Below are 16970 nucleotides of genomic sequence, written 5' to 3' on the forward strand. Positions count from 1 at the left end.
CTCGGATCGTCCGGCACGTTCCTGCCGGTGGGAGGACGCTTTCTCATGGCTTCTGTGGTCTACGACAACGCGACGCGCCTGTACCCGGGCGGCGAGCGCCCCGCGGTGGACAAGCTGAACCTCGAGGTCGCCGACGGCGAGTTCCTCGTGCTGGTCGGCCCGTCCGGCTGCGGCAAGTCGACCTCCCTGCGCATGCTCGCCGGCCTGGAGGACGTGAACTCCGGCCGCATCCTCATCGGTGACCGCGACGTCACCGACGTGCAGCCCAAGGACCGGGACATCGCGATGGTGTTCCAGAACTACGCGCTGTACCCGCACATGACGGTGGCCGACAACATGGGCTTCGCCCTGAAGATCGCCGGTGTCAAGAAGGACGAGATCAAGACGCGCGTCGCCGAGGCCGCGAAGATCCTCGACCTCACCCAGTACCTCGAGCGCAAGCCGAAGGCCCTCTCCGGTGGTCAGCGCCAGCGCGTCGCCATGGGCCGCGCGATCGTGCGCCAGCCGCAGGTGTTCCTCATGGACGAGCCGCTGTCCAACCTGGACGCGAAGCTGCGCGTGCAGACCCGCACGCAGATCGCCCAGCTGCAGCGCCGCCTCGGCGTCACCACCGTCTACGTGACCCACGACCAGGTCGAGGCCATGACGATGGGTGACCGCGTGGCGGTCCTCAAGGACGGCCTGCTCATGCAGGTCGACAGCCCCCGCCGCATGTACGACCACCCGAACAACGTCTTCGTCGCCGGCTTCATCGGCTCCCCCGCCATGAACCTGCTGAACCTGGACGTCGTCGACGGCGGCGTGAAGTTCGGCTCCACCACCGTGCCGGTGCCCCGCGACACCCTCCAGGAGACCGGCTCGACCGTGACCCTGGGTGTTCGCCCCGAGGACCTCGACCTCGCTGACGACGGCCTGCCCGTCGAGGTCGACGTCGTCGAGGAGCTCGGCGCCGACGCCTACCTGTACGGCCGCGCGAAGCTGGGCTCCTCCGAGCAGCAGATCATCGCCCGCGTCGACGGTCGCCGTCCTCCCCAGGCCGGCTCCACGGTGCGCGTGGTCCCCAAGTCGAACCACATCCACCTGTTCTCGTCCAAGGACGGGCAGCGCATCGGCGACTGAGCTCCGCTCGCAGAGCAGCTCAGCACCACCTGGTCCACCCCGAGGGGCGTCCCGCTGCGGCGGGGCGCCCCTCGGCGCGTCACACGTCGAGGAGACGACGCCCCTCGAAGGCCCGGCCCAGCGTGACCTCGTCGGCGTACTCCAGGTCACCGCCCACGGGAAGGCCCGAGGCGAGGCGCGTGACCCGCAGCCCCATCGGCTTGAGCATGCGGGCCAGGTAGGTGGCGGTGGCCTCGCCCTCGAGGTTGGGGTCGGTGGCCAGGATCACCTCGGTGACCTCGCCCGACGCCAGGCGCGCCAGCAGCTCGCGGACGCGCAGGTCGTCGGGGCCGACGCCCTCGATGGGGCTGATCGCGCCGCCGAGCACGTGGTAGCGACCGCGGAACTCCCGGGTGCGCTCGATCGCGACGACGTCCTTCGGCTCCTCCACGACGCACAGCACGGTGGGGTCGCGACGCACGTCGAGGCAGATCCGGCACTGCTCCTCCTGCGCGACGTTCCCGCAGACCGAGCAGAACCTCACCCGGCGCTTGACCTCCGTCAGCGCCGAGACGAGCCGGGCCACCTCGTCCTCGTCAGCCGCGAGCAGGTGGAACGCCAGGCGCTGGGCGCTCTTGGGCCCCACCCCGGGCAGCCGCCCCAGCTCGTCGATGAGGTCCTGGACCGCGCCCTCGTACACGCGGCGAGCCTACGTGCCGCTGCCGACCACCCGGGCCACGACGCCCGTTCCCCGGGCCCTCGGTGGCGGGCCCGCCGGCCGGGGCCTCAGCGGCGCTCGTCGACGGACAGCACCCGGCCGCCCAGCAGTCGCTGCACCACGGGCAGGCCCACCTGGCCGGACCCCTCGGCGTCGGGGTCGTCCCGGCTGGGCTCGTCCTCGGGAGCGGTCTGCGCACGAGCGGCCTGCCCGCCAGCAGAGGCGTCGCCGCCTCCGGCCGCGGCCCCCGCGGCGGACCGCATGGCGGAGCGCGCGAGGTCGGCACCGCTCAGGGGCCGCCCCGGGGCGGCGCCGCGGTGGACCGGCTGAGCGACCGGCTGGACGACCGGCTGCGGGGTCGGCGGGGTCGGCGGGGCAGCGCCCGGCGACGAGGACCCAGAACCGGCCGGTCCGCCCGTCGGGGGGGCCTGCAGGGACGACGACGGTCCGGATGCGGTCGCAGGACGGCGCCGGGACAGCTCGCCGGTGTCGGCCCACGGGTCGTCGTGCTCCGGAGGCGGGGGCTCGCCGTCGTCGGGGGGCTCGGGGGGTGGGGCGTCCTCCCAGGGGGGCGGCGCCGCGCTGCGCTGCCGCGCCCGCTGGACCGACGCGCCCCTCGGAAGGTCCTGCGAGGGGGCTTCCCGCTCCGGGTCCGTGCGCCCCGGGGCGTGCGTCGGCCGCTGCTCCGGGCGTGGGCCAGCACCCGGGTCCGCGGACCGCTCGGGCGAGGGCTCGCTCCCGGCCTCCGGCCCACCGGCCCGAGCCGCTGGAGCCGCTGGAGCCGTCGGTGCGGTCGGTGCCGCCGGCGGGCGGCTCGACGGGGGCTGGGCCGTGGCACCGGGCACGGGGATGCCCGCGTTGACGGCGACGACCTGGCGGTCGAGGCCGATGACGGCGATGAGCGCCTCGCGGACGAAGTCGGCGTGCGGACCGATGCTGAACGCCTGGAGGGTGTTCGGACGCGCGAACTGCAGCACGACGCGCTGCTCGTCGACGTGGGCCACCTGGGCGTCCTGGCTGACGCGGGTCCAGGTGCGGCGCTTGACGCTGGCCAGGTGGTCGAGGACGTCGGGCCACATCCGCCGCACGGCCTCGGTGGAGTGGGCGTCGGCGGGCCCTCCCGTCGGCACACCCCCGACCGGGTCGGGCGAGACCGCCACCGGGGTGGGCGCCCCGGCCTGCTCGGGGTCGGCCCCCGGCGCGGATGCGGGCTCGCGCTCCTCCGGGGACCGGTCGGGGCCGGTGCCGGGGGCGACGCGGGCGGCCTCCGCCGCCGCGGCGGGGAGCACGGGCGCCTGCTGGGCCTCGCGCTGCGGCTCCTCCGGGACGCGGTCCGCGGGGCCGGTGCGGTCGCGCCGGTCGTCGTCAGCAGCGCGCTCGGCGCGCTCGGGCGCCTGCTCGGGGACGGCGGACGGGGCGGGTGCCGCCCCGTCCCGGCGACGGGCGATGAGGTCGCGCACCTGGCGCGCACCGCGCGGCTCGCCGTCCTCAGCCGGCGGCTCCGGGCGGAGGTCGGCGGCGCTGGGGTCGGCGTGCAGCGAGCGCGCCGCGCCCTCGTGCTCCGCGGCGGGAGCGCCACCGGAGGCGGGGACGCCGCCGGGGACGGACAGGCGCCGCTCGACGCGGTCGAGGCGGGCCGCCAGGCCGCGCTCGCCGTCGTCGGCGGCGGGCAGCAGCATGCGGGCGCACAGCAGCTCGAGGTGCAGCCTCGGCGACGTGGCGCCGGTCATCTCGGTGGAGGCGGTGTTGGCCAGGTCCGCGGCGCGGGACAGCTGGGCGGCGCCGAAGCCCGCCGCCTGCAGCGCCATCCGCTCCAGCTGGTCCGACGGGACCCCGGGGAAGACCTGGGAGGCGCGCTCCCCCACCGCCTGCACCACGACGAGGTCGCGCAGTCGCTGGAGCAGGTCGTCGACGAAGCGGCGGGGGTCCTGCCCGGAGGAGATGACGCGGTCGACCACCTGGAAGACCGTGGCGCCGTCCCCGGCGGCGAAGGCCGCGGTGACGTCGTCCAGGAGGGTCGCGTGGGTGTAGCCGAGCAGTCCCACCGCGTGCTCGTAGTCGATGCCGCCCGGCCCGGCCCCCGCGGCCAGCTGGTCGAGGACCGACAGCGAGTCGCGCACCGAGCCGGCACCCGCCCTGACCACCAGCGGCAGCACGCCGGGGCCCACCTGCACCCCCTCGGTGTCGCACACCTGCTGCAGGTGCGCCTGCAGGACCTGCGGCGGGACCAGCCGGAACGGGTAGTGGTGGGTGCGTGAGCGGATGGTGCCGAGCACCTTGTCGGGCTCGGTGGTGGCGAAGATGAACGCGATGTGCGACGGGGGCTCCTCGACGATCTTCAGCAGCGCGTTGAAGCCCTGGGGCGTCACCATGTGCGCCTCGTCGATGATGAAGACCTTCTGGCGGTCCCGCGCCGGGGCGAAGGTGGCCCGCTCGCGCAGCTCGCGCGCGTCGTCGACACCGCCGTGGCTGGCGGCGTCGATCTCGACGACGTCGAGGCTGCCGGGTCCGCCCCGGGCGAGCTCGACGCAGCTGTCGCAGGTGCCGCAGGGGGTGTCGGTGGGGCCCTGGGCGCAGTTGAGGCAGCGGGCGAGGATGCGGGCCGAGGTGGTCTTGCCGCAGCCGCGCGGACCGGAGAACAGGTACGCCTGGCCGATGCGGCCCGAGCGGAGCGCCGCGCGGAGCGGGTCGGTGACGTGCTCCTGCCCGATGACCTCCGCGAAGGAGTCGGGGCGGTAGCGGCGGTACAGGGCGGTGGCCACGTCAGCATCCTCCCGTCCGCCTACGACACTGCCGACAGCTCCGGCGCAGCGCCTGTGGACAGCGGGGCCGGACAGGGAAGGACCCCTCGCGCACCCACCAGAGCCCACCTGCCCTTGCTGCCTTCCGGCCCTGGGGGGGTTCAGCAGGATGGCGCCGCACGAGGGGCCGCCGACACTGTAGCGCGCCGCCGCCGGCCGGCCGAGCGCCCCGCCGGGGGTGGCACCGCTGACGGCCGCCCCGGCCGTCCGGTATCGTCAGCGGCGGAGGATTCGCCTAGTGGCCTATGGCGCTCGCCTGGAACGCGGGTTGGGTTAACGCCCTCGCGGGTTCAAATCCCGCATCCTCCGCACTCGGGGCCCGGACGCAGCAGCGTCCGGGCCCTTCTGCTCCACCCCTGCGCGGACCGGGCTGTCGGACCCCTCTGGGACGGTGCCGGGGTCGACGAGGAGGCGCCGCCGCGGTGCCGTGCGAGGAGGTCTGCGTGCCACAGGACGTGCTGGAGGAGCTGGACTGCCCCTGGTGCTCGGCGCTGCGGCCGTTCGAGGTCCCTCCGTGCGCCGAGGGACACGGAGGGGCGTGCCCCGAGCGGGTGTGCACCGCCTGCTCGGGGGCCCTGCTGGTCGGTGGGACCTCCCTCGCGGCGACCGGTCCCGCCGCGGTGTCCAGCACCCGGGGACGGCACCTGGCGGTCGTCGCCTGAGGCCCTCCGGACGGCTCGGCGTAGGGTCGACGGGGTGATCTTCGCCCGCGTCGGAGACTCCCGGCCCTATCCCGAGCACGGCTGCGACACGCCCCGCCAGTGGGCCGCCGTGCCACCGCGGCAGGTGCGCCTGGACGAGCTGGTGACCACCAAGCGCACGCTCGACCTGGGCAGCCTGCTGTCGGAGGACTCGACGTTCTACGGAGACCTCTTCGCCCACGTGGTCCAGTGGCGCGGCACGCTCTACCTCGAGGACGGGCTCCACCGGGCCCTGAGAGCGGCGCTGCAGCAGCGCAGCGTGCTGCACGCGCGGGTGCTGGTGGTCCCCGACTGACGCTCAGGCGCCACGGCGACGGTGCACGAGCAGCGCGGCGAACACCGGCACGCCCACCAGCGCGGTCCCGACGCCCACGGGCAGCGGGGTCGGCGCGAAGACCACCCGGCCCACCGCGTCGACCCAGACCACGAACACCGCTCCGAGCACCGCCGCCACGGGCACCAGCCGCAGGTGCGACTGCCCCACGAGCAGGCGCGCGGCGTGCGGCAGCACCAGCCCGACGAAGCCCACGGCTCCGACCGCGCTGACCAGGGCGGCGGTGAGCAGCGCGGTGAGCACGAGCAGGGCCGCCCGCAGGCGCGCCACGGGGACGCCGAGGGAGGACGCGAGGTCGTCGCCGAAGGCGAGGGCGTCCAGCGAGCGGGCGGCCACCACGCACACCGCCACCCCGACGAGCACCACCGAGCCCGTCAGCACGACGTCGGGCCACCTCACCCCCTCCAGCGACCCGAGCAGCCAGAACATGACGCCGCGGACCTGGTCGGAGTCGGCGACGGCGAAGACGACCAGCGAGGTGAGCGCGGAGAAGAGCTGGGTGCCGGCCACCCCGGCCAGCACCACCACGGTCGTGCCGCCGCCGGCCAGCCGGGTCAGCCCCAGCACCGCGGCGAAGGCCAGCAGCGCCCCGACGAACGCCCCGCCGGACAGTCCCAGCACCCCGCCGCCCAGGCCCATGACCCCGATGACGACGGCGCCGGTGGAGGCCCCCGAGGAGATCCCGAGGACGAAGGGGTCGGCCAGGGCGTTGCGCAGCAGGGACTGGAGCACCACGCCGCACACCGACAGGCCCGCGCCACAGGCCGCGGCGACGAGGGCCCGCGGCAGGCGCTCCTCCCAGACGATGGCGTCCTCGGAGGCGCGCACGGGGATGCCGGCGCCGGTCAGGTGGTTCAGGAGCACGTCGCGGACGTTGACCAGCGAGACGTCGGCGGGCCCCAGGGTGGTGGCCACCCCGACCGACCAGACCAGCAGGACGGCGCCCACGACCAGGACAGCCGCCGGGACCAGCCCCCGTCGGCCCAGACGACCGACGGCCGCTGCGCGGGACGGCGACGAGGGCGCCGCCGTCGTCCTGCTCAGAGCTCGTCCTGGTGCTCGTCGTACCAGGCGCGGACCTTCTCCAGGCCGTCGACGAAGCGGATGGAGGGGTTCATCTCGGCTCCGTGCAGGGCGATGTACCGCTGGTGCTGCACCGCGTCCAAGGTCGAGGTGAGGGGGTCGGCGGCGAGGAAGGCGGTCTTGTCGTCGAGGCGGTCGCCGCTGAACCTGTCGCGCTGCAGGTCGCCCAGCACCAGCACGTCGGGCTGGGCGGCCACGACGGTCTCCCACCCGGTGGCGGCCCAGTCCTCGGGCTGGCTCGCGAAGGCGTTCTCCAGCCCGGTCGGTGCGGTGAGCAGCGCGGGCGCCCCGAGGCCGCCGGCGACGTACGGCGTCGAGGTGTCCGCGAACCAGAACGCGACCGTCGTGCCCGACAGGTCCAGGCCCTCGGTGGCGGCGGCCGCGCGCTGCTGGAGCCGGTCGACGAGGGCGTCCCCGCGGTCGGCGACGTCGAAGACCTCGGCCAGCTCGTGGACCTCCTGGTACACCGCCTCCACGGTCACCGGGCGGGTGCGGGTGCCGCCGCCGTTGATGCTCGTGGAGCCCTCGCAGTCAGTGGGCGACAGGTAGCTGTCGACACCGGTCTCCGCGAGCCGCGCCCGGGTGGTGACCCCGCCCTCGGCGAAGTGGCGCCCGAAGGAGGCGGTGACGAAGTCGGGGTCGGCGCCCAGGAGCACCTCGTAGGTGGGAGCGTCGTCCGCCAGGCGCGGCACGGAGGCGTTCGCCTCGGCGAGCTCCGGCAGCACGGGGTCGGTCCAGGAGGCGGTGCCGACCACGCGGTCGGCGAGCCCCAGCGACAGCAGGATCTCGGTGGAGCCCTGGTCGAGCGAGGCGACGCGCTGCGGCGGGGCGTCGACCACCACCTGCTGGCCGCAGTTGTCCAGCACGAGCGGGTACTGGGTGCGCCCCTCGCCGGCCGGTGCGACCGTCGGGGGCGCCTGGACGGGCTCTGAGGCGCCGCAGCCCGCGAGCGCGCCGACGAGGACGGCGGCGAGGGCGGCGGCGAGCGCACCGGTGCGGGCGCGGGACGGGGACGGGCGGATGGGCACGAGGCTGCTGCTCCGGGGGGCTGGGACGTGCGGGGGGCCGAGCTCAGGGGCTCGCAGTGAGGTGAGGCTAACCTATGCATGGCCGGTGATCTCGTGGCCGGCGCCACCGCGGGGGCGGCCCCGCTCCGCGGTGGTGGTCTCCCGGCGGGGCGGATCACTGACACACTCCACCCTCGTGTCCCCCCGGAGGTCGGCGTGAGCGAGGTGCCCCAGGCACTGCTCGAGGCGGATCCGGTGGTGTGCGTCGACGCCCTCGGCCAGCCCCTGAGGTCCGTGCTGGCGGCCACCCCGTGCTGGCAGGTGGACGAGGCCTTCCGCGCCGACCCCGACCTGGTGTGCCTCGCCGTCACCGGCGACGGCGAGGACGACGGCGGCGCAGCGGGCGCTCCGAGGACGCCCGGGCTCCTCTCGCGCGCCGACTTCCTCAACGCCATGAGCGGTCGCTTCGGCTACGGCCGCTCCCTCCACGCCCGACGGCCCGTCGGCCAGTTCGCCGACCGCGACGTGCTCGTGCTGGACGCGCGCACGAGCGTGCCGCGGGCCGCGGAGCTGCTCCTGGCCCGCGAGCGGTCGCGCCGGTTCTCCGAGGTGCTGGTGCGCCGCCCGGACGGGGAGCTGCGGCTGCTCGAGGCGGAGCACGTCTTCCGGGCGCTGTCGGCGCAGCTCGCGGTGGAGGCCCTCACCGACCCGCTGACCGGGCTGGCCAACCGGGCGCACTTCCTGCGCCGCCTCGGCGAGGTCTGCGCGGGCACCGGGGGCGCCGTCGTCGCCTTCGTCGACCTGGACGGCTTCAAGGCCGTCAACGACTCCTCCGGGCACGCCGCCGGTGACCAGCTGCTGCGCTGCACCGCCGACCGCCTCCGCGGCTGCGCGGGCCCGCGGGCCGTGGTGGCCCGCCTCGGCGGCGACGAGTTCGCGGTGCTCCTCCCCGACGCCAGCTCCTCGGACGGCCACCGGCTGGCAGCGGCTCTGCAGTCAGCGCTGGCGCGTCCGCACGAGCTGGGCGGCAGGGTGCTGCCCGGACGGGCGAGCGCGGGTGTGGCGGTGTGCGCGGCCCTGCCGGCCGAGCCCAGCGCGCTGCTGCACGAGGCCGACCTCGCCGCCTACCGCGCCAAGCAGGCCGGTGGCCAGCGCTCGGAGGTGGTGGACGCCTCGTGGTGCAGCGCGGCGGCACCGGTGTCGCCCGACCGGCGCGCCTTCGAGGCGGCTGCCGCGGCCGGGCAGCTGGAGGTCCACTACCAGCCGATCGTGGCGGTGGCCGACGGGGCGGTGCGCAGCCTCGAGGCGCTGGTGCGGTGGCGCCACCCGGAGCGCGGCCTGCTCGCCCCGGGCGACTTCCTGGACGACGTCGCCGCGGCCGGCTACTCCGCTGACCTCGACGTCCACGTCCTCCGCACGGCGCTGGCGCAGTGGGGGCGGTGGGTGGCCGAGCACGGCGACGCGGTGCCCGCCCACCTCAACGTCAACCTCTCGGTGGCGGGACTGCTGTGCCCGGAGCTGCCCGCGGTGGTGGCACGGGAGCTGGCGCACTGGGACGTGCCGTCACGCGCCCTGCGGCTGGAGCTGCCGGAGGTGGCCACCGCCGCGCACCTGCGCGCCGCCCAGCCGGCGCTGCGTGCGCTGCGGGCGCTCGGCGTGGCCATCACCCTCGACGACGTCGGCAGCGGGTCGGCCGGGCTCAGCCACCTGTCGGAGCTGGTCGTGGACGGCCTCAAGATCGACCGCCGGTTCGTGGAGCAGGCGCTGGACGACGTGCGGTCGGCCGTCGTCGTGCGCACCCTCGTCGAGCTGGGCCACGGCCTCGGCGTTCCGGTGACCGCCGAGGGGGCCCGCAGCCCGGCGCACCTCGACCTGCTGCGGCAGATGGGCCCCGGGCGCTGCCTGCTCGCCCAGGGCAGCGCCGTGAGCGAACCCCTCCACCCCGATGACGTGCCGGCCCTGTGGGGCTGCCCGGGGAGCAGCGCAGACGTCGGCACGGACGTCACAGGAGGCGGCGGTCGCTGGCCCAGCGCGTCAGCTCGTGCCGGTTCGACAGCTGCAGCTTGCGCAGCACCGCCGAGACGTGGGTCTCCACCGTCTTCACCGAGATGAACAGCTGGCGGGCCACGTCCTTGTAGGCGTAGCCGCGGGCGATGAGGCGCATCACCTCGCGCTCGCGGGCGGAGAGCCGGTCGAGCTCGGCGTCGGTGGTGGCGACCTCGGCGATGCCGCCGACCGCGCCGAAGGCGTCCAGCACGAAGCCGGCCAGGCGCGGGGAGAACACGGCGTCGCCCTCGGCCACGCGGCGCACCGCGTCGGCGAGCGAGGCGCCGTCCACGGTCTTCGTCACGTAGCCGCGCGCGCCGGCGCGCACCACGGCGATGACGTCCTCGGCGGCGTCGGAGACGCTGAGGGCGAGGAAGCGCACCGGCTGCCCGTCGGCCCGCTGCGCGCCCGCGCAGCGGCGGAGCACCTCAGCGCCGCCGCTGCCGGCGCCGCCGGGTGCGTCACCGCCCGGCAGGTGCACGTCGAGGAGCACGACGTCGGGCGCGTGGCGCTGGACGGCCTCCACGGCGGCGCCGACGTCCCCGGCCTCACCGACCACCACGAGGTCCGGCGGGAGCACGGCCCGCACACCTGAGCGCACCAGCGCGTGGTCGTCGACGAGGAGCACCCGCAACCCGCTCACAGCCCTGCTCCGTCCTGCTCGTCCTCCGGCGGGACCACCCCGGTGGGACCAGCGGCCCCGGCAGCTGCAGCGCCCCCCGCGCCCGTGCGGAGCACCACCTCGGTGCCTCCGCCCGGGGCGGGACCGACCTGTGCGGAACCGCCCGCCCTCGACATCCTGCCGAGGACCGACTGGCGCACACCGCGGCGGTCCGCGGGCACCGCGTCGGGGTCGAAGCCGTCCCCGTGGTCTCGCACGAAGGCCTCGGCACCACCGGTCCCGGCCTCCACGTACACCTGGACCGGCGGACGGCCGTGGCGCACGGCGTTGAGCACCGCCTCCCGCAGTGCGGCGACCAGCGCCTCCTCGACGCGCCCCACCTCGCGGTCCCCCACCACGACCACCTGCACGGGCACGCCGACGGCGTCCTCGACGTCCGCGGCCTCGGCACGCACCCGATCGGCCAGGGTCCGCTCCGGCCCCTCGTCCCCCGCACGCGCCCGCCCCCCGTAGAGCCAGTCGCGCAGCTCGCGCTCCTGGCGGCGGGCGAGGCGGGTGACGGTGGCGGGGTCGTCGCTGTGGCGCTGCAGCAGCGCGAGGGTCTGGAGCACGGAGTCGTGCAGGTGGGCTGCCACCTCGGCCCGCTCGGCCTCCCGCAGCCGGGCGGTCCGCTCGTCGCCGAGGTCCCGCACCAGCCGGAGGACCCACGGGGCCACGACCAGCGCGGTGCCGCCGAGCACCGCGAGCGCCGCCACGGCGCCGGGACCGAGGGCCTGCGCCTGGGCGCCGCCGAGGGCCAGCAGGACCAGGCCGCCGACGGCTAGGGCGGCGCCGAGCACCGCGCGGCGCGTGCCGTCCGGTGTGCCGCCACCCACCTGCACGAGGAGGGCGGTGCGCCGGGCGGGCTCCAGCGACCCCCACGCGACCACCGCTCCGGCGAGCCCGGCAGCGACGGGCACGAGGACGCCGGAGGCGACGTCCGCGCTGCTGCGCTGCAGGACCAGCTGGACGCCGGTGGCCAGGAGCACGGCGCCCACCACCAGCTGCGCCCCCGCGCCTCCGGAGGGGCTCCACCGCACCAGCCGCTCCACGGCACCTCGCCCGTCCCCGGCCCCGGCCGGGACGTCCTCGCCGTCCACCGGCACGAGCGCCCACAGCAGGGCGTACCCGACGAGCCCCGCTCCGCCCGCGGCGACCAGGCCCAGCCACAGCACCCGGGCCACGGCGACGGGCAGGTGCAGGTGGCGCGCGGTGCCCGCTGCCACCCCGCCGGCCCAGCGGCCCCGGGCCGGGCGGCGCAGCGGCGGTCGCTGCGGTCGCCGGCGGCGCGTCCCGGCGGCGGGAGCGGCGGCGCTCGTGGTGCTCACCGGTCCATCGTCGCGGCGCGTGCGCCGCCGGTCACGCGTGCGCCACCCTGGGCGCACCCCGGTCCGCCCCTGAGCCGGGGCCGTCACGACCAGGGTCGGGTCAGGGTCCGTCCCGGATCCTCCCGGCCCGGCTGCGGAGGACGCTCGACGCCATGACCTCCACCCCCAGCACCGCGCCCGGCTCAGGACCCGGCTCAGGACCCGGCCCAGGCCCCTCCGGGAGCAGCTCCTCCTCGCGCACCGCCTTCTGGGGCTGGCTGGAGCGCCTGGACCTGCGCCGCTCCGACGAGCGGTGGCTGGGCGGTGTCGCCGCCGGCACCGCCGAGCGCCTGGGCGTGGATCCCGTGCTGCTGCGGGTCGTCGTGGTGGTCGTCGCGCTCCTGGGCGGCGTCGGGCTGGTCCTGTACGCCGCGGCGTGGCTGCTGCTCCCGGACCGCGAGGGGCGCATCGAGGCCCGGGCGCTGGTCGGCGGGCGGGTGTCGGCCTCGGCGGTGCTGGCGCTCGGCCTGGTGGCGCTGGCCTCGGCGGTCCCCAGCCCGTGGTCGTGGGTGGCGGACGGCCGGGTGGTCAGCGGTGGCGACGTGGTCTCCCTCGTCGTCGTCGGCGTGGTGCTGGCGGTCGGGGTGGCGATGCTGCCGCGGCTGGTGCCGGCCTCGGCGGGCGGTGTCCGCCCTGACGGGCAGCCGGTGGGCGCAGCGGTGCGCAGCGCCTGCGGAGGACCGCGGCGCGCGTCGCGCCCGGCGGTGCCGGCGTGGGTGACGACGGCGGTGCTCGGCGCGGCGCTGCTCGTGGGGGCTGCGGCGTGGCTGGCCGTCCGGCCGCAGCAGCTGGCGCCGCTGGGCCTGGACCGGCAGGGCTGGTCCGCGTGGTCGGCACCAGCGGGTGGGCAGCTGGACCTCACGACACCGCAGGTCGTCTCCGTCGCAGCGGCAGCAGCCACCGCCGTGGTGGCCCTGGCGCTGGTGGCGGCAGGGCTGGCGGGGCGGCGCGGGGACGGCCTCGGGTTCTGGGCGTTCGCCGGCGCGACCACGGCGCTCCTCGCGCTGGCGGTGCCCCCCGGCGCCGACGTGCGCGGCGTCGGCGACGTCGACTGGCGGCCGCTGACGGTGGCGCAGGCCGAGCGGGGCTACGCCTCCTGGGCCGGTCAGGCGACCCTCGACCTGCGCTCCCTGGCCGACGACCCCGCCGCCGCGGGCGCCACCGTGGACGTGGAGCTGCGGCACGGCGTCGGCGAGGCCCGCGTGATCGTGCCCACCGGCGCCGACGTGGAGGTCCGCACCAGCGGCGTCATCGGCGAGGTGGTCACCAGCGGCCCCGGGTGGACCACCCGCGGCGCCGACGACGGCTTCTTCACCAGCACCACCTCGAGGGCGCCGGCGACGACGACGGACGGCACCCTCGAGCCGGTCCACCTCCGCGTGGACGCCCGCACCGCCATCGGCCAGCTCGAGATCGTCAGGAGCGCAGCATGAGCCCCGACCAGACCCTCCCCCAGCCGGCACCAGCCCCCTCCGACGAGCAGCCGACCGAGCAGCAGACCGAGCAGCCGACCGAGCCGGCTCCCGGTGGCCCCCACGTCCCGAGCCTCGTGACGGGTCTGGCGGCCCTGCTCGTGGCGGTCCTCGTGGGTCTGGGCGTGCTGGCGGACGTCCGGGTGGACGCGGGCGCCGTGGCCGCTGTTGCCCTGGTGGCGCTGGGCGGCCTGCTCGTGGTGGGAGGCCTGGTGGCCGGCGTCCGCGGTCGCTGACCCGACCCGCGACGACCGGAGCGAGCTGCCAGACGACGAGACGGCGGCGCCCCTGCGGGCGCCGCCGTCTTCGTGGCGGTGGCGGTGGGATTTGAACCCACGGAGAGCTCTCACCCTCACACGCTTTCGAGGCGTGCTCCTTAGGCCGCTCGGACACGCCACCGCGGAAGACACTACCCGGTCGCGCGCCGGTCCTCGAAGAACCCCCTCAGCAGCGTGGCGCACGGCTCCTCCAGCACGCCGGCCACCACCTCGGGGCGGTGGTTCAGCCGGGGGTCGCGCAGCACGTCACGCAGCGACCCGGCGGCCCCCGCCTTGGGGTCCCAGGCGCCGAACACCACCCGCGCCACCCGGGCGAGGACGAGGGCGCCGGCGCACATGGTGCACGGCTCCAGCGTCACCGCCAGGGTCGCGCCCTCGAGGCGCCAGGAGCCGGTGGCGGCGGCGGCCCGTCGCAGCGCCAGCACCTCCGCGTGGGCCGTCGGGTCTGCGGTCGCCTCGCGCTCGTTGCTGCCCGCACCGAGGACGAGCCCGGAGCCGTCGACGACGACGGCGCCGACCGGGACGTCACCGGCGGCCCCGCCGGCCAGGTGCGCCGCGCGCGCCCGGGCCAGGGCCAGCCGGACCAGCCGCTCGTCGTCGGGGCGGCTGGCCGGTCCGGCACCCGTCAGCGCAGCGCCTCGAGCAGGTCCACGAACCCGACCTTCTCCCCGACCGCCACGAGCGCGCTGGCGGGGTCGCGGGACTCGGCGGTGTCAGCGAGCTCGCTGCCCGGCACGTCGAGGTCGGCCAGGAGGTCGGCGTCACCGGCCCAGGTGGGGGCGGCGACGCGGGCGGCGCTGTCCTCCTCCTCGTCCTCCTGGGGGGCGGGCTGCGGGGCCGGGGAGTCCGCGGTGACGCTGAGCAGCTCCCCGTAGTGGCTCGTGCTGGCGGCGGAGAGGTCGGAGACGAAGGCGCGGGGCTCCTCGCCGTCGACCCTGACGAGGGCGAACCACTCGTCCTCGCGCTCGAGCACGACGAGCAGGGGGCCGGGGGCGTCGCCGGTGCCGTCGACGGCGGCGCGCACCTCGTCGGCCAGCTCCTCGACGTCCACGGCGTCCTCGACGTCGAGGTCGACGGAGCGCCAGCCGTCCCCGTCGGAGGCCAGGACCGCGGTGAAGTACGACATGGGGCTCATCGTGGCGCAGACGGGCGCGGCAGGCGAGGCCCCGGCGGCGCGTCCACGGACCTCCTCGGATGGGTAGGGTCGTCGACCGTGCGCGTGCAGGTCGTCGACCACCCCCTGGTGGCCCACAAGCTGACCGTCCTGCGGGACGCGAAGACGGAGTCGCCGACGTTCCGGCGCCTCGCCGACGAGCTGGTCACGCTGCTCGCCTACGAGGCGACGCGCGGGGCGCGGGTGGAGCCGCAGGAGATCTCCACCCCGGTGGCGACCACCACGGGCGTGAAGCTGGCCAGCCCGAAGCCGCTCGTGGTGCCGATCCTGCGCGCCGGCCTGGGCATGCTGGACGGGATGACCCGCCTGCTGCCGACCGCCGAGGTGGGCTTCCTGGGCATGGTGCGCGACGAGGAGACGCTGCAGGCCAGCACCTACGCGCACCGCCTCCCGGACGACCTCTCGGGCCGGCAGTGCTACGTGCTCGACCCCATGCTCGCCACCGGCGGCACGCTGGTGGCGGCGATCCGCTACCTGTTCGAGATCGGGGCCACGGACGTCACGGCCGTGTGCCTGCTGGCGGCTCCGGAGGGACTGGACGTGGTGACGTCGTCCTTCGGCGCGGACGCCCCCATCACCGTGGTGACGGCGGCCGTCGACGAGCGCCTGGACGAGAACGGCTACATCGTGCCCGGTCTGGGTGACGCCGGGGACAGGCTCTACGGGGTGGTCTGAGGCTCAGGCGGCCTCGGCCTCGGCGTCCTCGAGCTGCGTGCGCAGCCGCTCGAGCGTGCGCGCCAGCAGCCGGGACACCTGCATCTGGGTGACGCCGATGTCCGCGGCGATCTGGCTCTGCGTCCACCCGCGGAAGAAGCGCAGCGACAGGATCCGGCGGTCCCGCTCGGGCAGGGACGCGAGCAGCGGGGCCACGCTCACGTGGTCCACCAGCCTGTCGATGGCGCCGTCGTCGCCGCCCAGCGTGGCGCCCAGCGGCGTGCCGTCGGCCTCGCCGTCGAGGGGGGCGTCCAGGGAGGCCAGGTGGTAGTCCTGCGCGGCGGCCAGCGCCTCGATGACCTCCTCGGCGTCCACGCCGAGGTGCTCGGCCAGCTGCGGGACGGTCGGTGCGCGGCCGATCTTCTGGGTGAGCTCGGCCGCGGCGGCGCCCAGCGACAGCCGCAGCTCCTGGAGGCGGCGCGGCGGGCGCACCCCCCACTGCCGGTCGCGGAAGTGGCGCCGCAGCTCCCCGGTGATGGTGGGCACGGCGTACGGCAGGAAGCCGCGCCCCTTGCCGGGCTGGTAGCCCTGGGCCGCCTTGACCAGCGCGAGGCAGGCGACCTGCACGAGGTCGTCCAGCTGCTCCCCGCGGTCCCGGAAGCGCGCCGCGAGGGCGCGGGCCACCGGCAGGTTGAGGACGACGACCTCGTCCAGGAGGCGGGCGCGCTCCGCGGCGCCAGCCGTGGACGCGCGCAGCAGCAGGTCTTCCGTGGCCTGCTCGCGCGCGCTCCCGGCGCCCTCGGTGCGGGCCGCAGGGGCGTCGGCGGACGCGGTCATCGAAGGCTCCTGTGCTCTCGCGTCGTTCGCCGCTGAGGCGCGGTCGCCGGACGTCCGCGGTGGGCGGTCGCTACGGCGACCGCCGGGCGCGGGTCCCGGACGCGGACCAGCACAGCACCGGCCAGGACCCCCGGCAAGCCGAGCCAGGAGTGGTTCAACCCCCCAGCCGGTGGTAGGCAGGGCTCATGCCGGAACCCGCGCCCGAGGCCCAGCACGACCGCCAGGTGCTGCTGCAGCAGATCGTCTCCGAGGTCCACGCCGAGCACGCCGGCGAGGACGTCGACGTGGTCCGCGAGGCGCTCAGCGCGCGCATCGCGGAGCGCGGTTTCCCCGAGCAGCCCCAGAAGTGGGTGGACGACACCGCCGGCGAGGTGAGCCAGGGCCGGCACGTGGTGGTCGACCGGGAGCTCGGCGTCGACGCACCGCTGGAGGAGACGGCCGGCAACGCCCACGAGAAGACCCGCGAGGAGAGCCGATGAGCCAGCAGGACCGGACCAGCAGCGCCGCCACCCCCCTCGGGACCGGCACCGACGACGACCCCACGGCAGGCCTGCCGGAAGTCTCCGAGGCGGACGTCGCCGCCGCGATGGGCGTCAGCTCGGTGCCCGACGAGGTGCGCGTGGTCTCCGACGACGCCGACGAGACCGGCCAGGTGATGGACGCGACGGGGCGCCTGAGCGAGCCCGCCGAGGAGGAGCCGGAAGGTCACCGGGCGCAGTAGCCCCCGCGCCCGGTGGTC

General features: G+C 76.3%; 18 protein-coding genes, 2 tRNA genes and 1 other RNA gene. 10 read left to right on the forward strand and 11 right to left on the reverse strand.

The window, feature by feature from the left end; genetic code table 11:
- Positions 1–45: 45 nt before the first annotated feature.
- A complete protein-coding gene (locus tag H7K62_RS16860) occupies positions 46–1119 on the forward strand; it encodes an ABC transporter ATP-binding protein (protein ID WP_186720545.1) in 1074 nt (357 codons plus the stop codon).
- 79 nt (positions 1120–1198) lie between these two features.
- Here H7K62_RS16860 and recR read toward each other — a convergent pair whose 3' ends face one another.
- The 3 genes from recR to ffs all read right to left on the reverse strand — a co-directional run bounded on the left by recR (position 1199) and on the right by ffs (position 4749).
- Complete coding sequence (gene recR / locus H7K62_RS16865) at positions 1199–1798, reverse strand: recombination mediator RecR (protein WP_186720547.1); 600 nt, start codon at positions 1796–1798, stop codon at positions 1199–1201.
- A gap of 86 nt (positions 1799–1884) precedes the next feature.
- Positions 1885–4578, reverse strand: a complete 2694-nt coding sequence (locus H7K62_RS16870; RefSeq protein WP_186720549.1) for a DNA polymerase III subunit gamma and tau — start codon at positions 4576–4578, stop codon at positions 1885–1887.
- A gap of 74 nt (positions 4579–4652) precedes the next feature.
- An RNA gene (gene ffs, locus H7K62_RS16875) (signal recognition particle sRNA small type) lies at positions 4653–4749 on the reverse strand.
- 92 nt (positions 4750–4841) lie between these two features.
- Between ffs and H7K62_RS16880 the strand changes: the two genes are divergently transcribed.
- The 3 genes from H7K62_RS16880 to H7K62_RS16890 all read left to right on the forward strand — a co-directional run bounded on the left by H7K62_RS16880 (position 4842) and on the right by H7K62_RS16890 (position 5613).
- Positions 4842–4926 (forward strand) — tRNA-Ser (locus H7K62_RS16880).
- 134 nt (positions 4927–5060) lie between these two features.
- A complete protein-coding gene (locus H7K62_RS16885) occupies positions 5061–5279 on the forward strand; it encodes a hypothetical protein (protein ID WP_186720551.1) in 219 nt (72 codons plus the stop codon).
- Between the two features lie 34 nt (positions 5280–5313).
- On the forward strand, positions 5314–5613 hold the full coding sequence (locus H7K62_RS16890) for a type II toxin-antitoxin system VapB family antitoxin (RefSeq protein WP_186720553.1): 300 nt from the start codon (positions 5314–5316) through the stop codon (positions 5611–5613).
- Between the two features lie 3 nt (positions 5614–5616).
- On the opposite strand, the gene H7K62_RS16895 is transcribed toward H7K62_RS16890, so the two are convergent.
- The gene (locus tag H7K62_RS16895) at positions 5617–6639 is read right to left on the reverse strand and encodes a FecCD family ABC transporter permease (RefSeq protein ID WP_458334875.1); all 1023 of its coding nucleotides are present in this window, start codon (positions 6637–6639) and stop codon (positions 5617–5619) included.
- A 53-nt stretch (positions 6640–6692) separates the two neighbouring features.
- Positions 6693–7763, reverse strand: a complete 1071-nt coding sequence (locus H7K62_RS16900) for an ABC transporter substrate-binding protein (protein WP_370591830.1) — start codon at positions 7761–7763, stop codon at positions 6693–6695.
- Between the two features lie 195 nt (positions 7764–7958).
- On the opposite strand from H7K62_RS16900, the gene H7K62_RS16905 reads away from it, so the two are divergent.
- On the forward strand, positions 7959–9854 hold the full coding sequence (locus H7K62_RS16905; protein ID WP_186720555.1) for a putative bifunctional diguanylate cyclase/phosphodiesterase: 1896 nt from the start codon (positions 7959–7961) through the stop codon (positions 9852–9854).
- Here the strand turns inward: H7K62_RS16905 and H7K62_RS16910 are convergent.
- The gene (locus H7K62_RS16910; protein ID WP_186720557.1) at positions 9745–10431 is read right to left on the reverse strand and encodes a LuxR C-terminal-related transcriptional regulator; all 687 of its coding nucleotides are present in this window, start codon (positions 10429–10431) and stop codon (positions 9745–9747) included. The two genes, H7K62_RS16905 and H7K62_RS16910, sit on opposite strands and share 110 nt — an antisense overlap.
- Positions 10428–11777 (reverse strand): ATP-binding protein, encoded by a 1350-nt coding sequence (locus H7K62_RS16915; RefSeq protein WP_186720559.1) that lies wholly within the window; start codon positions 11775–11777, stop codon positions 10428–10430. Before H7K62_RS16915 ends, H7K62_RS16910 begins: the two co-directional genes overlap by 4 nt.
- Positions 11778–11929: 152 nt before the next feature.
- Here H7K62_RS16915 and H7K62_RS16920 point away from each other — a divergent pair, with 152 nt between their 5' ends.
- Entirely contained in the window at positions 11930–13249 is a 1320-nt protein-coding gene (locus tag H7K62_RS16920) for a PspC domain-containing protein (RefSeq protein ID WP_186720562.1), read from the forward strand.
- Positions 13246–13524, forward strand: coding sequence for a hypothetical protein (locus tag H7K62_RS16925; protein ID WP_186720564.1), 279 nt, complete (start codon positions 13246–13248; stop codon positions 13522–13524). Before H7K62_RS16920 ends, H7K62_RS16925 begins: the two co-directional genes overlap by 4 nt.
- Before the next feature lie 73 nt (positions 13525–13597).
- Here H7K62_RS16925 and H7K62_RS16930 read toward each other — a convergent pair.
- The 3 genes from H7K62_RS16930 to H7K62_RS16940 form a co-directional block, all read right to left on the reverse strand.
- Positions 13598–13687 (reverse strand) — tRNA-Ser (locus H7K62_RS16930).
- A 10-nt stretch (positions 13688–13697) separates the two neighbouring features.
- Positions 13698–14153: a tRNA adenosine(34) deaminase TadA gene (gene tadA, locus H7K62_RS16935; RefSeq protein ID WP_222437786.1), complete on the reverse strand. Its 456-nt coding sequence runs from the start codon at positions 14151–14153 to the stop codon at positions 13698–13700.
- A gap of 38 nt (positions 14154–14191) precedes the next feature.
- Positions 14192–14692: a tRNA adenosine deaminase-associated protein gene (locus tag H7K62_RS16940; RefSeq protein WP_186720566.1), complete on the reverse strand. Its 501-nt coding sequence runs from the start codon at positions 14690–14692 to the stop codon at positions 14192–14194.
- 87 nt (positions 14693–14779) lie between these two features.
- On the opposite strand from H7K62_RS16940, the gene upp reads away from it, so the two are divergent.
- The gene (gene upp, locus H7K62_RS16945; RefSeq protein WP_147927527.1) at positions 14780–15415 is read left to right on the forward strand and encodes a uracil phosphoribosyltransferase; all 636 of its coding nucleotides are present in this window, start codon (positions 14780–14782) and stop codon (positions 15413–15415) included.
- Positions 15416–15418: 3 nt separating this feature from the next.
- Here upp and H7K62_RS16950 read toward each other — a convergent pair whose 3' ends face one another.
- Positions 15419–16231: a SigB/SigF/SigG family RNA polymerase sigma factor gene (locus H7K62_RS16950; RefSeq protein ID WP_186720568.1), complete on the reverse strand. Its 813-nt coding sequence runs from the start codon at positions 16229–16231 to the stop codon at positions 15419–15421.
- 185 nt (positions 16232–16416) lie between these two features.
- Here H7K62_RS16950 and H7K62_RS16955 point away from each other — a divergent pair, with 185 nt between their 5' ends.
- Together H7K62_RS16955 and H7K62_RS16960 are read left to right on the forward strand one after the other, a co-directional pair.
- The gene (locus H7K62_RS16955) at positions 16417–16710 is read left to right on the forward strand and encodes a hypothetical protein (RefSeq protein WP_186720570.1); all 294 of its coding nucleotides are present in this window, start codon (positions 16417–16419) and stop codon (positions 16708–16710) included.
- Positions 16707–16952 carry a hypothetical protein gene (locus H7K62_RS16960; protein ID WP_186720572.1) on the forward strand — a complete coding sequence of 82 codons (246 nt, stop codon included), beginning with the start codon at positions 16707–16709 and terminating at the stop codon, positions 16950–16952. The genes H7K62_RS16955 and H7K62_RS16960 overlap by 4 nt, the downstream gene beginning before the upstream one ends.
- Positions 16953–16970: the final 18 nt, after the last annotated feature.

This window comes from Quadrisphaera sp. RL12-1S (genome assembly GCF_014270065.1).
Taxonomy (GTDB): Bacteria; Actinomycetota; Actinomycetes; order Actinomycetales; family Quadrisphaeraceae; genus Quadrisphaera.

What these genes read in the sequence shown, in the direction of transcription:
- H7K62_RS16860 (WP_186720545.1), top strand. Translation starts at nt 46, where the DNA reads ATGGCTTCTGTGGTCTACGACAACGCGACGCGCCTGTACCCGGGCGGC.
- H7K62_RS16920 (WP_186720562.1), top strand. Translation starts at nt 11,930, where the DNA reads ATGACCTCCACCCCCAGCACCGCGCCCGGCTCAGGACCCGGCTCAGGA.
- H7K62_RS16925 (WP_186720564.1), top strand. Translation starts at nt 13,246, where the DNA reads ATGAGCCCCGACCAGACCCTCCCCCAGCCGGCACCAGCCCCCTCCGAC.
- H7K62_RS16940 (WP_186720566.1), bottom strand. Translation starts at nt 14,692, where the DNA reads ATGTCGTACTTCACCGCGGTCCTGGCCTCCGACGGGGACGGCTGGCGC.
- H7K62_RS16950 (WP_186720568.1), bottom strand. Translation starts at nt 16,231, where the DNA reads ATGACCGCGTCCGCCGACGCCCCTGCGGCCCGCACCGAGGGCGCCGGG.
- H7K62_RS16955 (WP_186720570.1), top strand. Translation starts at nt 16,417, where the DNA reads ATGCCGGAACCCGCGCCCGAGGCCCAGCACGACCGCCAGGTGCTGCTG.
- H7K62_RS16960 (WP_186720572.1), top strand. Translation starts at nt 16,707, where the DNA reads ATGAGCCAGCAGGACCGGACCAGCAGCGCCGCCACCCCCCTCGGGACC.